25 protein-coding genes and 1 tRNA gene are annotated in these 22,811 nt (G+C 31.6%); 19 read left to right on the top strand and 7 right to left on the bottom strand.

The genetic code is table 11. The annotated features are described in order from the left end of the window. Positions 1-120: 120 nt before the first annotated feature. Positions 121-396 carry a YiaA/YiaB family inner membrane protein gene (locus tag ACE193_RS17770; protein WP_375559567.1) on the bottom strand — a complete coding sequence of 92 codons (276 nt, stop codon included), beginning with the start codon at positions 394-396 and terminating at the stop codon, positions 121-123. Positions 397-586: 190 nt separating this feature from the next. Between ACE193_RS17770 and ACE193_RS17775 the strand changes: the two genes are divergently transcribed. From ACE193_RS17775 to ACE193_RS17840, 14 genes are all read left to right on the top strand, one after another. After that, a complete protein-coding gene (locus tag ACE193_RS17775) occupies positions 587-1,315 on the top strand; it encodes a hypothetical protein (protein ID WP_375559568.1) in 729 nt (242 codons plus the stop codon). 98 nt (positions 1,316-1,413) lie between these two features. Continuing rightward, positions 1,414-2,907, top strand: a complete 1,494-nt coding sequence (locus tag ACE193_RS17780; protein WP_375559569.1) for a DASH family cryptochrome — start codon at positions 1,414-1,416, stop codon at positions 2,905-2,907. Between the two features lie 44 nt (positions 2,908-2,951). Then, complete coding sequence (locus ACE193_RS17785) at positions 2,952-3,395, top strand: hypothetical protein (RefSeq protein WP_375559570.1); 444 nt, start codon at positions 2,952-2,954, stop codon at positions 3,393-3,395. A gap of 12 nt (positions 3,396-3,407) precedes the next feature. Further along, entirely contained in the window at positions 3,408-4,163 is a 756-nt protein-coding gene (locus ACE193_RS17790) for a hypothetical protein (protein WP_375559571.1), read from the top strand. 11 nt (positions 4,164-4,174) lie between these two features. Then, the gene (locus ACE193_RS17795; protein WP_375559572.1) at positions 4,175-4,933 is read left to right on the top strand and encodes a hypothetical protein; all 759 of its coding nucleotides are present in this window, start codon (positions 4,175-4,177) and stop codon (positions 4,931-4,933) included. A 276-nt stretch (positions 4,934-5,209) separates the two neighbouring features. Further along, a complete protein-coding gene (locus tag ACE193_RS17800) occupies positions 5,210-5,632 on the top strand; it encodes a molecular chaperone Tir (RefSeq protein ID WP_375559573.1) in 423 nt (140 codons plus the stop codon). Positions 5,633-5,811: 179 nt separating this feature from the next. Further along, positions 5,812-6,576, top strand: coding sequence for a PspA/IM30 family protein (locus ACE193_RS17805; protein ID WP_375559574.1), 765 nt, complete (start codon positions 5,812-5,814; stop codon positions 6,574-6,576). 124 nt (positions 6,577-6,700) lie between these two features. Further along, on the top strand, positions 6,701-7,714 hold the full coding sequence (locus ACE193_RS17810) for an NAD(P)H-quinone oxidoreductase (protein WP_375559575.1): 1,014 nt from the start codon (positions 6,701-6,703) through the stop codon (positions 7,712-7,714). A 75-nt stretch (positions 7,715-7,789) separates the two neighbouring features. Continuing rightward, on the top strand, positions 7,790-8,524 hold the full coding sequence (locus tag ACE193_RS17815; RefSeq protein ID WP_375559576.1) for a hypothetical protein: 735 nt from the start codon (positions 7,790-7,792) through the stop codon (positions 8,522-8,524). Positions 8,525-8,670: 146 nt separating this feature from the next. Beyond that, positions 8,671-9,522, top strand: coding sequence for an energy transducer TonB (locus tag ACE193_RS17820; protein WP_375559577.1), 852 nt, complete (start codon positions 8,671-8,673; stop codon positions 9,520-9,522). 73 nt (positions 9,523-9,595) lie between these two features. Next, positions 9,596-10,105: an energy transducer TonB gene (locus ACE193_RS17825; protein ID WP_375559578.1), complete on the top strand. Its 510-nt coding sequence runs from the start codon at positions 9,596-9,598 to the stop codon at positions 10,103-10,105. Positions 10,106-10,319: 214 nt separating this feature from the next. Continuing rightward, entirely contained in the window at positions 10,320-10,607 is a 288-nt protein-coding gene (gene rpsO / locus ACE193_RS17830) for a 30S ribosomal protein S15 (RefSeq protein WP_375559579.1), read from the top strand. Positions 10,608-10,744: 137 nt separating this feature from the next. Further along, positions 10,745-13,003: a polyribonucleotide nucleotidyltransferase gene (gene pnp, locus ACE193_RS17835; RefSeq protein WP_375559580.1), complete on the top strand. Its 2,259-nt coding sequence runs from the start codon at positions 10,745-10,747 to the stop codon at positions 13,001-13,003. A 104-nt stretch (positions 13,004-13,107) separates the two neighbouring features. Beyond that, on the top strand, positions 13,108-13,893 hold the full coding sequence (locus ACE193_RS17840) for a hypothetical protein (RefSeq protein ID WP_375559581.1): 786 nt from the start codon (positions 13,108-13,110) through the stop codon (positions 13,891-13,893). 9 nt (positions 13,894-13,902) lie between these two features. Here the strand turns inward: ACE193_RS17840 and ACE193_RS17845 are convergent, their stop codons facing one another. Further along, a complete protein-coding gene (locus ACE193_RS17845; protein WP_375558857.1) occupies positions 13,903-14,343 on the bottom strand; it encodes a transposase family protein in 441 nt (146 codons plus the stop codon). Then, positions 14,297-14,839 (bottom strand): transposase family protein, encoded by a 543-nt coding sequence (locus tag ACE193_RS17850; protein ID WP_375558856.1) that lies wholly within the window; start codon positions 14,837-14,839, stop codon positions 14,297-14,299. The genes ACE193_RS17845 and ACE193_RS17850 overlap by 47 nt, the downstream gene beginning before the upstream one ends. 298 nt (positions 14,840-15,137) lie before the next feature. Between ACE193_RS17850 and recJ the strand changes: the two genes are divergently transcribed. Continuing rightward, positions 15,138-16,865, top strand: coding sequence for a single-stranded-DNA-specific exonuclease RecJ (gene recJ / locus ACE193_RS17855; protein WP_375559582.1), 1,728 nt, complete (start codon positions 15,138-15,140; stop codon positions 16,863-16,865). Positions 16,866-16,869: 4 nt separating this feature from the next. Here recJ and ACE193_RS17860 read toward each other — a convergent pair whose 3' ends face one another. After that, complete coding sequence (locus ACE193_RS17860; RefSeq protein WP_375559583.1) at positions 16,870-17,286, bottom strand: hypothetical protein; 417 nt, start codon at positions 17,284-17,286, stop codon at positions 16,870-16,872. A 354-nt stretch (positions 17,287-17,640) separates the two neighbouring features. Between ACE193_RS17860 and ACE193_RS17865 the strand changes: the two genes are divergently transcribed. The 4 genes from ACE193_RS17865 to ACE193_RS17880 all read left to right on the top strand — a co-directional run bounded on the left by ACE193_RS17865 (position 17,641) and on the right by ACE193_RS17880 (position 20,403). Then, positions 17,641-18,288, top strand: coding sequence for an SPOR domain-containing protein (locus tag ACE193_RS17865; RefSeq protein ID WP_375559584.1), 648 nt, complete (start codon positions 17,641-17,643; stop codon positions 18,286-18,288). Positions 18,289-18,401: 113 nt separating this feature from the next. Then, positions 18,402-18,483: transfer RNA gene (locus ACE193_RS17870), tRNA-Leu, on the top strand. A gap of 186 nt (positions 18,484-18,669) precedes the next feature. Next, positions 18,670-19,323: a hypothetical protein gene (locus ACE193_RS17875; RefSeq protein ID WP_375559585.1), complete on the top strand. Its 654-nt coding sequence runs from the start codon at positions 18,670-18,672 to the stop codon at positions 19,321-19,323. Between the two features lie 105 nt (positions 19,324-19,428). Then, positions 19,429-20,403 (top strand): DUF6268 family outer membrane beta-barrel protein, encoded by a 975-nt coding sequence (locus tag ACE193_RS17880; protein WP_375559586.1) that lies wholly within the window; start codon positions 19,429-19,431, stop codon positions 20,401-20,403. Positions 20,404-20,433: 30 nt separating this feature from the next. Here the strand turns inward: ACE193_RS17880 and ACE193_RS17885 are convergent, their stop codons facing one another. The 3 genes from ACE193_RS17885 to ACE193_RS17895 all read right to left on the bottom strand — a co-directional run bounded on the left by ACE193_RS17885 (position 20,434) and on the right by ACE193_RS17895 (position 22,742). Continuing rightward, positions 20,434-21,345 (bottom strand): hypothetical protein, encoded by a 912-nt coding sequence (locus ACE193_RS17885; protein ID WP_375559587.1) that lies wholly within the window; start codon positions 21,343-21,345, stop codon positions 20,434-20,436. A 248-nt stretch (positions 21,346-21,593) separates the two neighbouring features. Beyond that, entirely contained in the window at positions 21,594-21,737 is a 144-nt protein-coding gene (locus ACE193_RS17890; RefSeq protein ID WP_375559588.1) for a hypothetical protein, read from the bottom strand. Positions 21,738-21,809: 72 nt separating this feature from the next. Beyond that, the gene (locus ACE193_RS17895; RefSeq protein ID WP_375559589.1) at positions 21,810-22,742 is read right to left on the bottom strand and encodes a hypothetical protein; all 933 of its coding nucleotides are present in this window, start codon (positions 22,740-22,742) and stop codon (positions 21,810-21,812) included. Between the last annotated feature and the right edge of the window lie 69 nt (positions 22,743-22,811).

Below are 22,811 nucleotides of genomic sequence, written 5' to 3' on the forward strand. Positions count from 1 at the left end.
AGGTAAATTATTAAATAATAAATAACTGTTTAGCTCCTTTTAAAGAGCCAAACAGTTGGTAAAAAATAATAGATTTTCATAAGTGCAATTTTCTAATTCTGTATCTTTCGCTAATCTCTATTATGCTTCATAGTCTTTCAAAACTCGTTCGGTTTTAGCATTTTTGATTCGGTTAATAATTTTTGTGCTTTCGTGGTCATCTCTAATCGTTTTGGAAAGTGTGAAGGCAGAACCAACTGTAAAGAACATTCCCATTAATAAAAATCCTTTTATCCACCAATCGGCTGGTAAATAAGCAATTCCTGCACTTGTGCCTATGAAAGCAAACAAAAATGAAATCCAAGTTTGGATTCTCCAAGCTGATGTGTTTTTTTGATGTAATTCTGTATTGTCCATAATAATGTATTTTTGTATGTTTAGTATTTCTAAATTTTGTGATATATTAGACTTAACGCCAACCTACAAAATACGTTGAGTGATAAAATTAAAAAACTGACTTTATTAAAAAATATAATAATTACAATAAAACTCTTTAAATTAGTGATAATTATAGTTTAAAAAGTTTTTTGTGTTAAAAACCGACTTTATGAAACAGATTTTTTTGTCAAAACTATTTTTTCAGATAGTAATTTTTTTATTATTTCTATCCATTTATTCACATTCTAACTTTTCAAAGGCACAACAAAATCAAACGATAAATCAAAAACAAGTTTTGCCAGCCAAAAAAACAGCTATTTCATTTGTTCCGAGTTATATTTTTCGCTCTACTTTACAAATTGGAATTCAGCGTTTTAATAAATACCAAGACCGAAGTTTTGGTTTGTATGGAGGAATTACAGGACTTAGCAATGAATTTTTGAAAGAAAATGGCTATACAGCAGAAGCACAATATCGTTTTTATGTAAAGCGTTTTAAGATTCGGACAAATTTCAATGAAAAAAACTATCAACAAGGAATTTATGTTGGAATTTGGGCAAGAGGAGAGCAGTTTGAGCAAAATTATGACTATGAAAATGTTTCTTATTTTGATGATAGAGGAAGAGAAATAATTTTGACTTACAAAGGAAAAAGAAATATAGAGGCATTAAGTGGAGGAATACAATTTGGTTTTCAACAGACTTTTGCTGGGCATTTTTTTATTGATTTGTATGTGGGTGGAGGGTATAGAGGAGCAAGTGTAGAAACACAAACAGAAATTCAGAATACAGACAAAACACAGCATGAAAAAATTATCCGTTGGCACAATGGAATCTTTAATAGAACCTATCAAGGAGTTTTACCTAGAGCTGGTTTTGGTTTTGGGGTAGTTTTTTAAAATTGAATAAACAGTTTTTCAGTTGTTGGAGTTTGATATAAAAATAATTTGTCATCCTAAACGATGGTTCTAACCTCGTTTACGGTTAAATAAAAAGCATGAAAAACACACTCGTTTGGCTTCGCAATGATTTACGATTAAAGGATAATCCAGCTTTAAAAAAGGCTTTTCAAACTGGAAATAATGTATTTGTAGTTTATATTTTTGATGAACAAAATTTTGAGAAAACAGAACTAGATTTACTAAAAACAGGTGTTTTTAGAGCTAACTTTCTATTAGAATCTGTAAAAGACCTCAAAAAACAACTTCAAAGCTACAATTCAGACTTATTTATCTATAAAGGAAAAGCTGACGAAATTTTATCAAATCTTGCCAAAAAGCTAGATGTAGAAACCGTTTTCAGTTCGAAAGAGACAACGTATGAAGAAATAAATTTGGAAAACAAAGCAAAAGAAGAGTTATCAAAATCAACTATCAGTTTAGATTTAACATTCCAACAAACCCTTTTTGATTTTGAAGATTTACCTTTTGAATTGAATGATTTGCCAAATATTTTTACAGAGTTTAGAAAGAAAGTAGAAAAAGAATCAACTGTTTCAAAGCCAATTTCTATTCCTAAAGAATTAGAGGAGTTGAAGCAATCAAATAAAAATGAGTTTCTGAATCAAGTAGAAAAAACAGAGATTCCAACATTACAGGATTTTGGTTTTACCGAACTAGAAATAAAATCGTTACACAATCCGAAAGGAGTTTTGAAGTTTGAAGGAGGAGAAACGGCAGCTTTACAGCGATTAAATTATTATTTGTTTGAATCTAATTTACTTCAAATCTACAAAGAAACACGTAACGGACTTTTGGGAGGCGATTACTCCTCTAAATTTTCGGCTTGGCTGGCAAACGGTTCTATTTCTCCAAAAATGATTTGGGCAGAAGTAGAACGTTATGAAAATGAAGTAACAAGTAATAAATCTACATATTGGCTAAAATTTGAACTCTTGTGGAGAGAATATTTTAAATTTATTGCAGCCAAATATGGAAACAAGATTTTCCTTTTAGAAGGAATGAAAGACAATGAAAATTTAGAACGAATTTATGGAAAAGATAGAGAAACGCTAGAAAAGCATTTTGAAAATGAGCAGAATAAAAAGCTATTTGATAAATGGAAAAGCGCAAAAACAGGAATTCCTTTTATTGATGCAAATATGAAAGAACTCAATGAAACAGGTTTTATGTCTAATCGTGGAAGGCAAAATGTAGCTTCATTTTTAGTTAAAGATTTAAAACTAGATTGGCGTTGGGGAGCTTCTTATTTCGAAACAAAACTGATAGATTATGATGTTACGAGCAACTGGTCAAACTGGGCATACATTACTGGCGTAGGAAATGACCCACGAGAAAATCGTTATTTTAATATTCTCAAACAAGCAAGAGATTACGATACAAATGGCGATTTTGTCAAATATTGGTTGCCACAACTTATGGATGTTCCGAATAATTTGGTTCATACACTCAATAAACTCACTCCAAAAGAATTAGAAAAGTATGAGATTTCTTTAGGTGGAAATTATCCCTATCCGATTGTGAAACTGTAAAACAGACATCCCTGTCTGTTGCATTCGTAAACTAAAAAAAAAATATGTGTGATTTTGATAAAGAATTTAAGCTCTGTACTTGTGAAAATCAGGAAACACAACACAGAAAAAATACTCGTAAATATAAAAAGGAAAATCAAAACAAAGATACTTTTGTTTGGACGCTTTATACATACAAGGGAAAGTTAGAAAGTTTTATGGACGGAATGATGGCACTTCCAAGTGATAAAATAGGAAAGCAAGAACTCTCATTAGATTATGTAATTCATCAACTCAATAGTAAAAACTGTTTTGATTTTGAATATTCTCCAAAAGAAGGAGATTATTTAGTAATTGAAATAGAAACAAAAAACTGGAACAGTGAAATTATGCCTTTTATTTATAGAGAAAACAAATGGATTTTTGATGTTTATAATCCTTTTGATGAAATGACAGAGGAAATAAAAAAAGGAAAACTCGTTTTTATAGATAAAAATCCACCAACTTAAATAAACAAGATTATGAAATTCACTTTTCCACTACTGTTTTTACTTACATTTTTCTCTCAAACTGCTTTTTCTCAAGATTATTCTAAAATGTCTGCTAATGAAAAAGCGAAGGTTATTATTTATGGAGATTTATATCCTTTTTCTTTGCTTTTGGAAAGTGGGACTGATACGCTTCGTATGTATCAATCTGTAAAGAGAAAGAGTATTAATCTATTTTTTGAAGAGGGAAAGTTGATGAAAGCAGCATCACGTAATGATACGACGATATTTTTTTATGAAGAAGATAGAGTAGTAAGACGTTATTGGGGAGGAAAGAATAGTAATTCAGTATATTTTCCTAAATACAGAAATGATAGTTTGATAGGTATATCTGATGTTCATATGTTTGAGGGAGAATATCATTCGGGGCAATTTTACTATCAAGAGGATGATTGTACTACCAATGATAGCTCTGATAGAACCTGCTTTTATTATACTAAAGATAGTATTTTTGCGATTGAATATATATGGGTTTTCCAAAAGGATAAGATTATACGTAAAGCATATTTAATAGGAGAAGACTTCGAAGTACAAAATTTAGTGAAAATGTTTTTTATCAAAGACGGATATGTTCATATTTTAATTGAAAACTATCATACACAAGACTACATAGATAGCCATTCATGGTCATATGACTTCATAATGGAAGAGAAACACGAAATCAAACTTAAAATTATCAAATCTCCAAAAGATAAGCCTAGAAAAAAATGGGAAGAAGAAGGCTACTAAATAAACATTCTATGAAATCAACTTATTTACTACTGTTATTGCTGCTATTTTTCCCTCAAGCTGCTTTCTCTCAAGATTATTCCAAAATGTCTGCGAATGAAAAAGCGAAGGTTATTATTTATGGCGATTTATATCCGTATTCTTTGCTTTTGGAAAGTGGAAGTGATACGCTTCATTTATACCAGCCTCCTATAGATTTACACTTATTTTTTGAGGAGGGAAAATTAGTACAAATAAATAATGACAAAGGAGAAAAAACATTATATCTTTATGAAGGAGAAAGAGTTGTAAGCAAGATTCAAGAAAGTGATACTGTCTTATATGATTTGATTTATAAATATGATACTCTAATAGGAATTGCGCCTAAATATAGTTTTATGGAGAAAGAACCATTATATGACTCTAATACAGTATGTGAAAGTGTAAATTTCTCAATAGAATGTGTTCACTATAATGAAAATAGAGTTTTTTATAATGGTAATCATTGGATTTTTGAAAAAGATAAAATAATAAATGAATTTCATCCAATGGGTATTTTTCCTAATTTTGATAATTATAAAAAGACTTTTTTTGTCAAAAATGGTTATGTGAATATTGTGAGTGAAGATTTAATGACTAGAGAACAACTTGAAAATGAATTTACACACGGAGATTTTGAGAGCAAAGAAAAACATGAATTGAAAATCAAGATTTTGAAATCTCCAAAAGATAAAATTAAAAAGGTAAAAGAAGAAATAATAGAAGTGGAAAATGAAATAGAGATAGATTGAGTGATGCTCATCAAATTTTCGTTACCAAAAAAACACAAACATAAACCGTTTTTTTTCGTATATAAAAAAAATAGATGCCATTTTCGGTGTCCTTACCAACAACTTTTATCACACAATAAGAACAGAAATCAAGAAAATTTAGAAAAAAATGCTTGTAATTCTACTTTTTCCATAAAAAAATCTTATTTTAAAGGATTATTTCATAAGACTTATATCAAAGTCGTTGTTATACTAACATTAGACTTAACATTCAATCAAATTTAACTTATCAACTGTATGAAAGACCACTTTCAGATTGTAAAAGATTACTTGCTAGAACTCGGCTACGACATCACAGCAGAAGATGCTGAAGAACAACTTTTTATCATCAATCACGAAGAAGAAGGCATTCGTAATTTAGTAGTCGATTGTGAAGACCCTATTCTAATTATTGAGCAGTATATTTTAGAACTCAAACACGTCGACGAAAAAACGCTTACTCGTTTGCTTCAAAAAAATAGAGAAATCGTACACGGAGCTTTTTCACTAGACGAAACAGGAAAAAAATTACTCTTTAGAGATACACTTCAAATCGAAAACTTAGATTTAAACGAACTTGAAGGTTCTATTAATTCACTCAAATTATTGATGGCAGAATATTCAGAACATCTTTTAGAGTTCGCAAAAGCAGACGCAAACGCAGTAAAAGAAATGTATTAATTCATAATTGATACAAAAAAATTAACTTTTTAGCATAACAAAAAGTTAATTTTTTATTAGCTAAGCGTTATTAAATATTTAGCATCGCATAATTACCAATTTATTTATACTATTTCAATTTTTAGTATCAAATAAACAAGAATTCAAAAAATTAAACAGAACCTTAAAGAACTATAAATATGTCTATATTCAAACGACTTTTTAGTATGGGAAAAGCTGAAGCCCATAGTGCAATAGATAAATTAGAAGACCCAATCAAGATGACCGAACAAGGAATTCGTGATTTGAAAGGAAACCTTAATGAAAGTCTTCAAGGACTAGCAGAACTCAAAGCATTAGCTATTCGTGCAAAACGTGATCACCAACAATTTCTTTCTCAATCTAAAAATTATGAGCAGAAAGCAGTTTTGTTACTTCAAAAAGCACAAACTGGCGAGTTAGACCCTTCTGAGGCTGACCGTTTGGCTTCTGAAATGCTTCGTAAAAAAGAAGAAGCTCAACAACAAGCTGACCGTACAGGAAAAGAAATGGCTACTCACGAGCAGCATGTTTCGAAAATGAATCAAAACATTCAGACATTGAAGTCAAAAGTAAGCTCGTATGAAAATGAACTTCGTACTCTGAAAGCACGCTCAAAAGTGAGTTCGGCTACAAAGAAAATCAACAAACAAATGTCGCAAATCGACTCTAGTGGTACAGTTTCTATGCTTGAACGCATGAAAGAAAAAGTAGCACAAGAAGAAGCTTTGGCAGAATCGTATGGCGAAATCGCTTCGATGAATACATCTGTTGATGATGATGTTGAAAAAGCACTTGGTGCAGGTTCGGCTGCTTCTTCTTCGGCTTCTCTTTTGGAGTTGAAAGCAAAATTAGGTTTGGCTCAAAATGCTTCTCCTAGCACAGATGAGGATGCTTCAACACCTCCACCAACTCCAGAAAGCTAGAATAATACTTTCTGAAATATTAAAAAAAACCTATTTATACAGAAAATAAATAGGTTTTTTTCATTAGTAGCTGACACTTTCCAAGTGTCAGAAAAATAAATTGACACTTATAACACAAATAATCTTGAAATCCATTTTATATAACTCTGAAAAGCCAAATGAACCTTTATATATAGGAGAAACGGAAAAAACAACTCCGTCAGAAAATGAAATCTTGATAAAGGTAAAAGCAACAGCTTTGAATAGAGCTGACCTTTTGCAACGAGCAGGAAAATATCCACCCCCAAAAGGAGCATCTCCAATTTTAGGTTTAGAAATAGCAGGAGAAGTCGTAGAAATTGGAGAAAAAGTAATCCATCATAAAGTCGGAGATGAAATTTTCGGACTTATTGGAGGAGGAGGTTATGCCCAGTATGCTACGATTGATGCACAAATGGCAATCTCAAAACCAAAAGATTTTTCTTTCGAAGAAGCAACTGCAATTCCAGAAGTATTTTTAACAGCTTTTCAGACTATTTTTTGGACGTTATTAGGAAATGGGAAAAATACAGGGAATGAGAATGATAAAACTCAAAAAACAATTTTGATTCATGCTGGTGCTAGTGGTGTTGGTTCGGCAGCAATTCAGATTTGTAAGGTTTTGGGAATGAGAGTTTTTATAACAGCTTCAAAATCCAAACATGAATTTTGTGAAAATCTAGGTGCTGATGTAGTCATTGATTATAAAAATGAAGATTTTGCAAACGTAATTTCAGAACAAACCGAAGGAAAAGGAGTAAATTATATCATTGATTTTATTGGTAAAGATTATTGGAAACAAAATATTGATTGTATTGCTATTGATGGAAAAATGGTGGTTTTGGCAGTTATGAGTGGTGCAAAATTAGAAAATGCAAATCTTTCAAAAATCTTGATAAAAAGAATTCAGATTACAGGTTCGACATTGCGTTCTCGTTCTTTGAATTATCAAAGAGAACTAACAAAACAGTTTTCAGAATTTGCTTTGCCATTATTTCAAAACAAAACATTAAAACCTGTCATTGATTCTATTTTTGATTGGTCGTTGGCAGAACAAGCACACAAACACATGGAAGATAATCAGAATAAAGGAAAGATTATTTTATCAGTGTCAGAATAAATGTGTATTTTTAGAAAAAAGGGAAAAGATAATCTAATTACTACTTATTTATTTTAAATTTTAGAAACCTCTTTTATGAAAAGAAATCAATTTTTCGGACTCTTTATTTTTATGCTTGCTTTGGTATTATTTCCTAAGTACAGTTATTCCCAAGATGAAACAGAAACTATCAATACAAGTCAGATTTATTCTGATTTTAACCTTTCAGTAGGCGTTTATCAAGAAGGCTTTTCAGGAGCTTTTGCGTATTCTCGTCTGCATCCAGTAGCTTTCAAAAAGCGATTTTATATTGGTTATGGAGCGCATCTTACTTCTTATTTTGGTAAAGATGTTGATTATGTAACTGCTCCTGCTGATGTTTCGGAAGGTAATTTTTTTAAACCTCAAAATGAAGTAAAACTAGATACTTTATTTATGCCCAATGCACAAACTAATTCTCTGAACGCTTCCATTTTTTTGATGTATAAATTCTCTAAAAAGTTTAGTGTAGGTTTTAATATAGATGCGATTGGTTTTAGTTTTGGCAAAGACCAAGAAAGTGTTTTTTATTCGTACAGTGAAAATATTCCACCTACTACTTCAAATGCTTCGGTTACTAATTTCAATTTACTCTTGACAGGCGATTATGATATTGGAAGTCTCAATTCTGAAATTTATGCTCATTATGATGCCAGTGATAAAATTGCCCTTTGTGCAGGAGCTAGTTTTCTGTTTTCAGAATATACAACAGACGATAAATTTGCCTTTGATAATGATAGGTTTAGAAAGAAAAGTTTGGGTTTGATGCTTGCTCTTGCTTATAAATTGTAATTAATGTAGAGTATTAACTGTAGCGTGAACTTTAGTCTGCGAAATGTATAGGTAATATAGAAAAGTCAAAAATCTCAAATTTGAGTTTTCTGACTTTTTTATTTTATGCCTATCTTTGTCAAAAAAAACGTTTAAATAAAAAATATATGAAATCTAATTTTCTTTGTGCTTCTATGTTGTTCCTTGCTTTTTTTATAAGCACAGGATTTATTTTTTCTACTCCTTCAAGTAGTGATTTTGGCAAAAATAGTCCATTTCAAACTAATTTTGTTTTACAAGACACTTCTAAAGAAGAAGACATAGAACGAATTTTTACTATTGTCGAACAGTCTCCAACCTATGAGGGAGGCATGAACGAGTTTTATAAATATATTTCTGAAAACCTTACCTATCCACCAAACGCAAAAGAAAAAAATATTACAGGAAAAGTATTTATACAGTTTGTAGTTGATAAAGACGGAAGTATTATTGATGCCAAAGTAGTAAAGTCTGTTGATAAAGAACTTGATGCAGAAGCATTACGAGTAATCCAAAATTCTCCAAAATGGATTGCAGGAAAACAAAGAGGAAAAAATGTAAAAGTAAGAATGAATATTCCTATTGTTTTTACTTTAGACAAGACTTCAGAAAAAGAATCTATTTTTAGCATTGTGGAAAAATCTGCAAGTTATGAAGGGGGAATGGATGCTTTTTATAAGTATGTTCATCAAAACATGAAATATCCCGAATCTGCACTTGAAAACGAAATTGAAGGAAGGGTATATGTTCAGTTTGTAGTAAATCAAGAAGGAAATATTGAAAATGTAAAAGCTGTTCAATCCCTTTCGCCAGATTGTGATGCAGAAGCTGTGCGTTTGTTAGAAGAATCTAAACAGTGGATTCCTGCCGAACAAAAAGGAAAAAAAGTGAAAGTAAGAATGAATATCCCAATCATGTTCAAACTAGACCCAAAAGAAGTCAAGAAATATAAAAAGGCTCAAAAGAAGAAGAAAGGATAATTAAAGTTTAAACCTTATAAAGAAGTCTAATCTTTTGTAAAAAAAACTTCAAAATTAATTTAAAATAAGAAATATGAAATCTAATTTTCTTTGTGCTTCTGTGTTGTTCCTTGCTTTTTTTATAAGCACAGGATTTATTTTTTCTACTCCTTCAAGTAGTGATTTTGGCAAAAATAGTCCATTTCAAACTAATTTTGTTTTACAAGATACTTCTAAAAAGAGACATGAGGTTACACTTTTGGATGTTCCCCCTAGCTTTGAAGGAGGAATGAGTAAATTTCATGAATATGTAGATAGTAATTTGGTTTATCCAGAGTCAGCTCGTAAAAGAGGGGTAGAGGGATTTGTGTCTTTAGAATTTATTGTAAATAAAGACGGACATCTGACAAATATAGAAGTTGTAAAATCTCTTGATAAAGAGTGTGATGAAGAAGCGATAAGATTACTAAGAGAATCTCCAAAATGGATTCCTGGTTTTCATGAAGGCAGAATTGTGAAAGTAAGAATGACTTATCCCATTGTTTTTAAATTAAACGATAAAGAAGACGAATCTGAATATGAAGAAGTAATAATAGATTACTGATTAATTAAATTGCAAAATTCAGAAAAATAGCGTACTTTTGCGCTCCCTTCAGTTATCTATAAAGGATGATTGCCGAGGTTGGATTTAATTAAAAGTAAATGAATAATTTGCTTTTAAATCACAAAATATAAATCTAAGACTGAATGGTGTGATAAAGAATTGACCTTAGCATTTAATCAAACGGTACACATTGTACAAAAACAAATAATAAGAAATGGCAAGAGTTGCATATTTAGACCCAGCAGCAAAAGAAGAAATTTTTGAAAAAAATAGTCTTTCTAAAAGTAAAAAAGATACAGGTTCTTCAGAATCTCAAATTGCTCTTTTTACACACCGTATCAACTATCTTACAGAACACTTAAAAGTTCACAAAAAAGACCACGCAAGTCGTTTAGGTCTTTTGAAATTGGTAGGTAAACGTCGTAGTTTGTTAGATTATCTTATCAAAACTGACGTATTGCGTTACCGTGCTATCATCAAAGAATTAGGTATTCGTAAATAATCTTTTTACTGTATTCTTTTTTCTAAACCCTAAGGGTCTTCAAAGACCCTTAGGGTTTTTTGGTGTAAAAAAATAATTGAAATACTAAAAAAAACTGTATCTTCGTAACAAATAAACACAAAAAATTAAAAACGTAAATGAAACCAAATCCGATTATCAAAACGGTTTCTCTCCCCGACGGACGAGAAATAAGTGTAGAAACAGGCGTACTTGCCAAACAAGCAAGTGGTGCAGTAGTTGTTAGAATGGGCAATACAATGCTTTTAGCTACCGTAGTAGGTGCAAAAGAAGCTCGTGAAGGAATGAATTTTTTCCCTCTTTCAGTTGATTATCAAGAAAAATTTGCTGCTAATGGTCGTATTCCAGGTGGCTTTTTGAAGCGTGAAGGAAGATTATCTGACCACGAAATTCTTGTTTCAAGAATTATAGACAGAGCTGTACGTCCCCTTTTCCCTGATAATTACCACAACGAAACTCAGATTATGATTTCGCTTATCTCTGCTGATGAGGAAGTTTTGCCTGATGCTTTGGCTGGTTTTGCTGCTTCGGCTGCAATCGCAGTTTCTGATTTGCCAATGCTTGAGCCAATGTCAGAAGTACGAGTAATTAAATTAGGAGAAGAATATATCATCAATCCAACACCTGCTCAAATGGAAGAAGCAAGTTTGGAGTGTATTGTCGCTGCAACTTTCGACAATATTATGATGGTAGAAGGAGAATCTAAAGAAGTAACAGAAGAAGATTTATTAAAAGCAATTCAAGTAGCCCACGAAACAATCAAGCTACAATGTACATTGCAAAGAGAAATGGCAGAAGCTGTTGGAAGTACAGAAAAAAGAGAGCATTTACAACCAGAAGGCGATGCTGAATTAGAAAAAATGCTTCATGAAAAGTATTATCAAGCAATTTATGATTCTGTAAAAGCAGGAACTTCACGCAGCAAATCAGAAAGGGGAGAAGCGATTAGTGCCATCAAACAATCATATATCGACACTCTTCCAGAAGAACCAACAGAAGATGAGCAAGTAGATATGAAATTGGTTAGTACGTATTTCAAATCTATGTACAAAAAAGCAGCTCGTAATTTTGTTTTAGAAGAAGGAACACGTTTAGACGGAAGAAAAACAAACGAAGTACGTCCTATTTGGTCAGAAATTGATTATTTACCTTCTGCTCACGGTTCGGCTGTCTTTACTCGTGGAGAAACTCAATCACTAACAACAGTTACTCTAGGTACAAAACTAGATGAACAAATGATTGATGGAGCGATGAACTCTGGCTACAATCGTTTTATTTTACACTATAATTTTCCTGCATTCTCTACTGGCGAGGCTCGTCCGAATCGTGGACCTGGTCGTCGTGAAGTAGGACATGGAAATTTGGCTATGCGTGCCTTGAAAAATATTTTGCCTTCTTATGAAGACAATCCTTATACAGTTCGTGTAGTTTCTGATATTTTGGAATCAAACGGTTCGTCTTCAATGGCTACTGTTTGTGCAGGTTCTATGGCTCTTATGGATGCAGGTGTAAGCCTTAAATCTCCTGTTTCTGGTATTGCTATGGGAATGATTTCGGATAGCGAAACTGGTAAATTTGCCATTCTTTCTGATATTTTGGGTGATGAAGACCATCTAGGAGATATGGATTTTAAATTGACAGGAACAGCAAACGGAATTACAGCCTACCAAATGGACATCAAAATTGATGGACTTTCGTATGAGATTCTGCATAAAGCCTTATTACAAGCTAAAGAAGGTCGTTTGCATATCTTGGGCGAGATGAGCAAAACGATTACAGATGCTCGTGTAGAAGTAAAAGACCACGCTCCACGTATTCATCAAATCATTATTCCTCGTGAGCTTATTGGTGCTGTTATCGGACCTGGAGGAAAAATTGTACAAGAAATTCAGCGTGAAACAGGTGCAACAATTACGATTGAAGAAGTAGATAATGCAGGACGTGTTTCTATTTTTGCAACGGATAAAGATGTACTCAACAAAGCAAAATCTATCGTTGAAGAAATTGTAACTCCACCAGAAGAAGGAAAAGTTTACGAAGGAACAGTTAAGAAAATTACTGAATTTGGTGCTTTTGTAGAATTTATGAAAGGGAAAGAAGGTTTACTTCATATTTCTGAAATTACTTGGGAGCGTTTGCCATCAATGGAAGGCGTTTTAGAGGAAGGCGAAGAAGTGCAAGTAAAACTAATGGAAGTTGACCAACGTTCTGGTAAATTCCGTTTATCAAGAAAAGTATTATTGCCTAAACCAGAAGGTTACCAAGAGCGTCCACCTCGTGATAATAGAAGTAACGACAGAGGAGGAAGCCGTAGCAATGGAAGTAGAGATAGCAGAGGAGGAGGAAGAGATTCTCGTCCACCTCGTAGAAATAACTAATTTGTAATTATTGGTACAAATATCAATAGTAAAATAGAATTTTTAAAAAATCGTTTGAGTAATAACTTGAACGATTTTTTTATTGCAATTTTATCTAAAAAAAAATGAAAAACATATTTGCTCTGACAGTTTTCTTTTTTGCATTTATTGCGTCTTCTTTTGCCTGTCTGAATACCAATCAACTAAAATTATTTCCTATCGGAATTTATAATAATACAGTTATTTCTATTGATGTAGAAATTACGAGAAGATTTGCTAGAGAAGTTGCAGATAAATATAATTTAACTATTTCTGATAGTATTGAACACCATTCAGGTTTTTTATTAAAAACTCGCTTATCGGTTTATGATTTGAATCAAAAACTTATTTCTTCAAAAATAATTGATTCTACTTATGCTATTGGAAGAAGTTATTTAAAGGAGTTGAGTAAAAGTCACGGAAAAGCCTTGAAAGCTATTTTAAAAAAATATCCTACTATCGAACTTTTTGAAGTAAAGTACCTGTCCTTTTGTGATTTTCAAAAAGAATGTAATTATCTAAGTATGCAATATGATACACTTACAAAAACAATAAGCCTAGATTACGCAAAGCAAAAATATGATTTAGCCGTTTTTAAGGATAAGAACAATTATTATCTGAATGATGATTATTTAGAATACCCTGCTCGTTACTTTACGATTAGTTCTATTCGAATTTATGAAACAAAAAAAGTAAAATTAGTCATTGCTCACTTAGGAACAGAAGAAACTCAAACTGTTTTAGCTGATTTGCCAAAAAAAGAATATAAAGATGAGAAAATTAATTACTCTTCTATCAAAACATTTATTAATCAAGAACCTGTTAATCATCATGGGGAAGGAATGGATGTCTTTTTTTCTATTGTAAAATAATAGACTTTATTACGATAAGTTTTGATAGGTTATTCTTCTCTTTACCCTTAAATTATGAATACCACACGCAATTTCCATGACTTGGTCTCTTATCTCTTCTCCCCACAATCGGATTTCATCTAAGACAATTCTAAGTCTTTTTACTCCTGCTATGCTGTGTTCTGCACGTACTCTACGACTAGACTTTTTACTATTTTCTGCCTTGTCCTGCTCCGATAATTCTTTTCCTCTAGGTTTTTTTTTTGGTTGCTCAATAAGGACACCTTTAGGTCTATGCCCTTGATAGCCAGTATCTTGATGAAGAATAGTTCCCTCAGGAAAGGTAATATCATCTTCTTCTAATAAACGTTTATCGTGTACTTTTCCTGTTTCTGTATCTCCTAAAAAGACTACCTCTTGATGTTTATCTGTAACTAAAGTATTTTTTATAGTGTGCTTTTTTTTTTCCACTATATACTTCTTTTTGAGCTTTGTAATCGGAGGGACGAGGAATTTCACGTTCGCTTCCATCTACCCATAACTCTAAGGCTTTACCTGCTTCTTCAACACGATCTGCAAGTTTTATTGTCCATTCCGATTCATTTCTTGCAGGCAATACATTAATTTTTCTTAAACTTTCTTTTAAAATGGGAAGAAGGCTGTTAATCCATTGATTAACTTTTCCTTGAGAAACATCAAAAGTAAGAGCTAAAGATTCCTGTAAAGGGTTGTTTTTCAAGTAGTAAAGGATAAAAAAAAGTTTCATTTCACTACCTTTTAGTTGTATTTTTGCGTGTTCTCGGAAGGTGGGCTTATTTCTAGCCTTTCCTTTGAGGTCATAATACATATAATGTTTTTCCCAAAGTGGAGAAAAAGTAGCTAATAACTCATCAAATTCTTTGATAGTCAAGCTAGTAAGAGCCATAAAAGGCTTTTCTTTTTTACGTAAGTTAGATAAATCAATCATAAAGTAAGGATAAAATGACCACTAATATAATAAAATTTACGTTTTAAAGTCTATTGAAGCTATTCAGCCTTGGGTAATAATTGGAATTATAATTTTTCTCAAAAATTGATTGTATGAATTTTATTTAGTAGGTTTAATCAAACAAATATTTTGTCTTGATTAAACCTGTTTTTTTTATTCTACTTTAGAAAATAAAAATTACACAAAACTTAAATTACCTGTTATAAGCAGTTTAATTTTGTGATTTTTAATTTGTAATTAGCTACGCTGATTATTTTATAATTCGTAATTGTCTATTATGCAACCCAAACGCTGGCTCTTCGAAACTTTACCTTCTGATGAACAAATTTTATCACTTTCGAAAGAAATTAATGTCAGCAAAATCCCTGCTACCTTACTTTTACAGCGTGGAGTAAGCGATTTTGAAAGTGCAAAGTCATTTTTTCGTCCTTCTTTGGAGCATTTGCATTCTCCTTTTTTGATGAAAGGAATGGACACAGCCATAAATAGACTAAAAGAGGCGATAGAAAATAAAGAAAAAATATTAGTTTATGGAGATTATGATGTCGACGGAATTACGTCGGTAGCTATCGTTTATGGTTTTTTGAAAAAATTGTATGCTGATGTTACTGATGAAAAAAATGTTCAATTCTACATTCCAAACCGAAATACAGAAGGCTACGGAATTACAAAAGAAGGATTAGCTTTTGCCAAAAAAGAAGACATAAAATTGATTATTTGTTTGGATTGTGGCGTAAAAGCAAACGAAGAGATTCAGCAAGCCAAAGACTGGGGAATTGATTTTATAGTTTGTGACCATCACTTACCTGATGAAGAACTTCCTGCTAGTTTTGCAATGCTCAATCCAAAACAAAAAGGCTGTAATTATCCCTTCAAAGACCTTTCTGCATGTGCCATTGGTTATAAGTTTCTACAAGGATTTTGTATCAGAACAGGAACTTCTGAACGAAATTTACATTATTATTTAGATTTGGTAGCCTTGAGTATTGCTGCCGATTTAGTGCCGATGGTAGGCGAAAACAGGATTTTGAGTTATTTTGGATTAGAAAAAATAAATATTGACCCATTACCAGGGGTAAAAGCTCTCTTAAATTTAATCAATGGTTATGGACGAAAAATAGGTGTTCGTGATATTGTTTTTTCGGTTGCTCCTCGTCTGAATGCAGCAGGACGAATTACAGATGCCTATAATTCATTGAATTTGCTTTTGGCTTCTTCTGAAAAAGAGGCAAATGAACTAGCAAGAACACTCAATCAAAAAAATGATAAGCGTCGTGAGATGGAACAAAAAATGATGATTGAGATTGATGAAATCTTAAAAAGCTCTATTCCTACACGCAAAACAAACGTTCTTTTTAGCAAAAACTGGCATAAAGGATTAGTAGGAATTGCAGCAGCAAAATGCGTAGAAAAAACCTATCGTCCGACTGTTATTTTAACTCATTCTGAATCTGAAAATGGAGATTTGGCTGTTGGTTCGGCTCGTTCGATTTCAGATTTTGATATTTATAAAGCTGTTGAGAGTTGTTCGGATTTACTGACACAGTTTGGAGGACATAAATTTGCTTCTGGAATGTCTATGCCCATCGAAAATGTAGAAAAATTTCAAGAGCGTTTTGAAAACACAGTTACTCATTCCTTAGAAAAAGAACAACTCATTCCTCCTGTGCGTGTCGATATGGAAATTGATTTTTCTAATATTACTCAAAAAATGTTTGCTGTTGTCAAACAAATGTCGCCTTTTGGTCCTCAAAATATGCGCCCTGTTTTTGTGGCTCGTAATGTCCAACTTCTTTCCCCAAAAATCATCAAAGAAACCCATTTAAAGGTACAAGTCAGACAAGGAACTTCACTTTTTTCGGCTATTTCATTCGGAAAAGGTCATTTTTTAAATCAAATTTCTTCTAGAAGTAGATATGATATTGCTTTTCTGATTAGTGAAAATCATTTTAGAGATAAAAGTTATTTACAACTAGAGATTAGAGATATTTTGAAGGTGGAATGAGTTTTTACTCACAAAGATTCTTTTTTTCTATCCAAGGAGTAATAAACTTCTTTTCTTTATTCAAAATCACTCTATTATTTACAGGAGCAAATACTAAATAATATTTTTGCTCTTTTTGTATATATCTAAATTTCAGTTCATTGCAGTATTTTTGACCATCACTACTGATTAGCATATTGATTGTATCTCCTTCAATTCTAATATCTTTTACAGACTCTACAAGAAAAAAATTAATAGTTACATCAGAAGAAATTTCTCTATCACTATATTTAGATAGGTCATTCATTTCAATCATATCATTTACTATCGCTTGTATCCATATATCGATAGGTTTTTCTTGAGAAAAAGAAAAAAAAGATAACGAAACCAAAAGAGAAATAAATAAAGGAAGTTTGATTCTTTGGAAAAATGATTTTTTCATGGTTAGTAAAATGAAGTAGAGTACAGTTTGAAAGTTGTTTTATCAAATTACTATTTTTTTGTGATAAAATAAAGAAAATTTATGAATAAATAAATTTTTAGAATTAGAATTGATTTGCTAAAAAAGTAAGTAAAATCAAAAAAATATTAGTCTATAAAAATAGAATGCTTAACTATACTTTACAATAGAATTATCGAAGAAACTCAATAATTGAATAAAATATAACTTTTAGGTTTAGAATTTGCCTTATAATTGGAGTAATTTTAGCCGATATTTTCGGTTGTATTTCTACTTAGATTCTTCCAAAAACATCAAATCATCAACATTTACCGTTTACAAAAAAAATATAAAGTTATGTTTCGTTTTATTTTAGCAAGTATTTGTGTTGTCTGTTTATTCTCTACAAACCTTGTTTTTGCCCAGTCAATGAGTAAAGAACAACAAAAAGTATGGAAAAAAAGACAAAAATCTATGTCAGTAGAAGAATTTAAGAAAAAAGTGGAAGGATACGAAACAGCTACTGACGAAGCCTATAAGTTAGAAAAACAGGTAGTTTCGACAAGTCAAGCCCTAGCAGAAAGAGAGCAACAAATTGATAGTTTGGAACAAGCCTTAACAGCAGCAACTGGTGGAGCTAATGATTCATCAACAACCGAAAACTCCGACGCATCTTCTTCTAATGGAGCAGATGATTATTCAAAAGGAACAGTTTATAGAGTTCAAGTTGGTGCATTTAGAAATAAGGATTTAATGAAGTTTGTCGGACACAGGCGTTTTCATGCAGAAGAAGACCAAGACGGAGTGAAAAAATATACGATTGCAGCTTTTAGAGATTATTGGGAAGCTGATTTATTCAAAAAATATTTGCGTGAAATGGGTGTCAATGATGCGTGGATTGTTTCGTATAAAGATGGTGTTCGTGTCCAAATAGAAAGTGTTTTGTCTGCCGAAGATCAAGAAATGGTACAGTCAGGAGGAACTAAAAATGATGATATTGATTAATTTTATAAAATAATTTCATTTTTCTGAAATAATTGCTTGTACAATAAAAAATAAGTCGTACATTTGTAATCTCAAAACGAGAAACTACCAGCCCTAAAAAGGGATTACATCTTGCCCAGATGGCGGAATCGGTAGACGCGCTGGTCTCAAACACCAGTGGAGCAATCCGTGCCGGTTCGACCCCGGCTCTGGGTACTTTTAAACCTCTTTTCTAATTTCTGAAAAGAGGTTTTTTTTTATTTTGCAAGTCGCTTGTGGGGACACGAGCAACGGTAGCTTTTCTAATTTATAATTAAGGTAAATTTATTTTTTATCGCTATTAAGAAATAAACTTACTGTTGTTTGTGTCCCCACAAACAACACTATCACCAGTACATTTTTATGCCTCCAATTATAAAATTAAGTAGTATTACAAATCTTCATGACGCTCGTTTTGGTGCGGGAATGGGAACTCTTTTAGAAGTGATGATTGGTTTTTCATTGAACCCAAAGAGTGAAAATTATGTATCAGAACAAGATTTTGTGCAGATTTCGGGCTGGATAACAGGTTGTAAAACTGTGGTAGAAATAGAGGGTGATACCATAAGCGATGAAGCTCAAAAAATTCTTTCAAATAAAGATTATACGATTGATTTTATTCAAGTTTCTGATTTAGCTCTTCTACTAGAACTAAAAATGAAGGAGTTCGAATTGCCTATTATTTATACTGATAAGTTAGAAAAAAAACAAGATTTGAAAGCTCTATCTATTATGTATGAAAAATTAAAAACAGACTTTGGAATAGAATATTTTTTAATAGAATCAAATCAAGAAAATTTATCTGAAAAAGATATTCAAACATTGAAAAACATAACTAAAGAACTTCCTATTATTTTAGGCTTTGGAATTACAAATGAAAATGTAATTGATTTGCTTTCTCAAACACAAGTAAAAGGAATAGCTTTCAAAGGACAAACCGAAACAGAAGTTGGAATGGGTGGCTATACAGATTTTGATGAAATATCAGATATTTTGGAGAAGGTAGAAGAATTATAAACTAGAAATATCCCATAAAGTATGTAAATTTATCATATCAATTCCAATTATTCTCAAAAGGTTGATTATAGACTATTTGTAAAGCTAAACCACACAAATCAAGTTATGAAAAAAATATTTTATCCTCTATTTATAGTCTCTTTACTTCTAATTTCTTTCAAAAGTCATTCACAAAATATTGGTCTTGGTTTTTTATTTCGTCCTAATATTACACTCGGAACGGCTATTGTTCCTACTCAAAATGTAGATGATAGTTTGAAGTTTGGAATGAATCGTTTTTATGCAAATTTAGTTGTGCCTTTGAGTGGAAAGTTGAAGTTAGATTTGAAAAATATCAATGCTTCTTTTACACAACATTTTTTGACTGTCAATACAGGTTTAAGATTACCTCAAGGAAATTTAGTAGAAGAAAATACCAAAATTTATAATTTTTCGGCAGGAATTACAGGCGTTCATGCAAATATTCGTAGTGGTGTTTGGTTTTATACACTTAATGGTGGTATTGTTCAAGATGTCCAAAAACTGAATGAATCCAGTCCATTTTTTACGGCTGCTGGTGCATATATTCGTGTAAAAGGAATTTATAAACACAATATTTATGGTGTAGCTTTGCTTTATCAATATGAGCGTTTTTTGCCTGTGCCTATTTTGGGAATCAATCGTAGATACAATAAAAAATGGTTTTTAGAATTACTTTTACCAGCACAAGGTGCAATGCGTTATCAGTTTAGTAAAAAGTTTAAAGCTGGTGTTTTGGTAGGATTGGGAAGTTTTCGTGCTGGTGTGAATCCTTCTACAACTATTATTTTACCTAATTTAGGAGGAAAAGGAAATTTGAATCTTAATTATACAGAACTCAAAATTACTTCAGTTGCCGAATTAAAAATCAAAAATGGTATTTTCTTGAGTAGTGAATTAGGTGTTTCGACGGCTCGTTCTCTTTCTTTTTTACGCACTTCTGACAATCAAATAGATTTTGGAGCTTCTACTGTTCCTTATGGTGCAATTAATTTGCATATTGATTTACAAAAGTCTAAAACCAGTCCGATTAGTTCTCGCCTTTTTGGGAATGATTTTTAAATGAAAAAATGCACAAAATATTATAGATTCTTAGCGCAGAACCTTTATATCTAATTTAATTGAACCTGCTTGACCTTGTACTAATTCAGATACATAAACTAATCCTTCTTTTCCTGCTGTGGTTTGGAAAATAAAAATACTTCCTTCTGTTAAATTATTTACTTGTGAGGCATATTCTGTTGTTTCATCTGTATTTGTAGGCTTTAGTCCTTCTGAATAGGCTTCTCTAATAATGCGTCCATCCGTTATTTCATCAAAATCTGTTTTTGTGAGTGGTGTTAATTTAAAACGAGTTCTATTTTTTAGTGTCCAAGTTTGTAGACCGTTTTCTGTATCTGTAAAAATAGAATTGATAGTTTCATCATTTGGAGAACCAATTACAGACCTTTTGCTTCCACTATATGCATAAACTAACTGTAATTTGCTCGCATTTACTTTTGCATCTTCTAAGTTATAGACTTCTTGTGCCATTACATCCAAAAAATTTCCCTTTTCTATATTTCCTTGCGCTCCTAAAGTAACAGAATATGTCTTGAGTAAAAGAGTGATATTAGATTCATCTACCTTTACAATTACAGTTTCTTTTGAACTATTACTTTCTACATCTATTGCTTCTATTGTTATGGTTAAAATTTTGCCTACATCAGCTCTTTTGCCTGTTATATCAAAATTACCGTCATGTTTTTTAGAAGTCAAAAAATCTGTTTTTATACTTTTAATAATATCATTTTCTGTTGAAATTTTAATTTCTCTCAAATCTATTTTTGAATCTACACTATATTCAAAAGCAGCTACTTGCCCTATTTCAATAGTTTTACTTGAGGGTGTAATAAGAATTTTAGCTGCTGGGGATGGCTCATCATTATTACAAGAGAAAAGAAGTATGGAGAAAAACAGAAAGCTACAACATAGTAAGAAAGAATTAAAAGTAGTTTTTTTCATGGCTTATATAAAATTAAATAGTTGTAATTAAAATAGCAATAAATATAAAAAGTTAAAATTAGATTATTTGTGTATTATATAATTTTAACTTTTTATTGTGAAATAATAAACCTTAAATATTACTCTATTATTTTAATAGAAATAGTTATTCTGCCTGCTGCTTCTCCTGCTATTTCACTAATATAAATTAAACCTTCTTTTCCTTCTACAGTTTGAAAAAATAAATATATAACCTTGTTGTAGATTATTTACTTGTATGCAAAGTTTTCTTGCGTATTTGTTCTTTTTAGTGTACCTCCTTGTGCATATTCTCCTCTAATTCTCTTTCCATCTGTAATAGCAAAAAAGTCTCTATTTTTACCTGAGTTTTGGTTACAAGATAAAAAAGTCAATCCAAAATATCATTTTTGATATTCTAGATTGACTTTTTATTTTAAAAATAAGTTTTATCTAAAGTGATAAGATTATTCTACAATTTTGACATTAAGTGTAATAGTTCCTGTATTACCAGCATCAACACTTACTACATAAGCTAAACCATCTTTTCCAGCAGTTGTTCTGAAAGCAAATACTTTACCAGCAGTCAGTTGATTTACACGAGAAGCAGAACCTTCACTCTGATTACCATTAACAACATCAGGCTCAGTACCAGCAGCATAAGCAGCAGTAAGTTCAGAACCATCAGTAATGGCATTAAAGTTTGCTTCTGAAAGACTTGTATTTTTGAAACGAGTGTTGTTTCTTGTACTCCAAGAGCCATCATTAGTAGAAAATACTGATTCTACAGAAGCATCACTCAATGAACCAATTACAGCACCTTGATTATTAGATGCACTACCCTGAAGATAAGCCATATCTACTTTAGCAGCATTAGCTCTTGCATTTGCAATTGTATAAACAATACCTGTGTTAGCATCTAAGAAACTTCCTGTACTAGCATTATCTTGCGCTCCCAAAAGAACAGCAGGGAAAGCATCAATAGCAATTGGATCAACTGGAACAGTAGCTTCATTGATTGAAATATCAGCAGATTTGCTAGAACGATTTCCATCTCTATCAACTGCTTCAATAGTAACTGTAACAGTTGTACCAGCATCAGCAATATCACCTATAAAAGAAAAGCTACCATTGTGAGAATCATTATTAGTGAAATCTGTAATGGTTTGTTGTGTTACATTACGAGAAATGATACGGATTTCGTCTAAGTTTTTTTCAGAAATTACTGTATAAGTAAAATCTGCTTGTTGTCCTACATCAATAGTTGCACTTGTTGGGTTGATAGTAATTGTTGGAGCTGGATCTACACCATCTGTAGTTCCATCACAAGAAGAAAGTGTTCCTACTGCTAAAAGCAAAAGAACTAAATACGAGAAATACGAAAAGATTGATTTTTTCATTTTTGAGAAAAGTTTGAATTGAATAAAAATAATAACTTTATAAAAAGTTGAGTTAAAAAATTGTTGGGT

Source organism: Bernardetia aquimarina, from assembly GCF_042180575.1.
Classification (GTDB): Bacteria; Bacteroidota; Bacteroidia; order Cytophagales; family Bernardetiaceae; genus Bernardetia.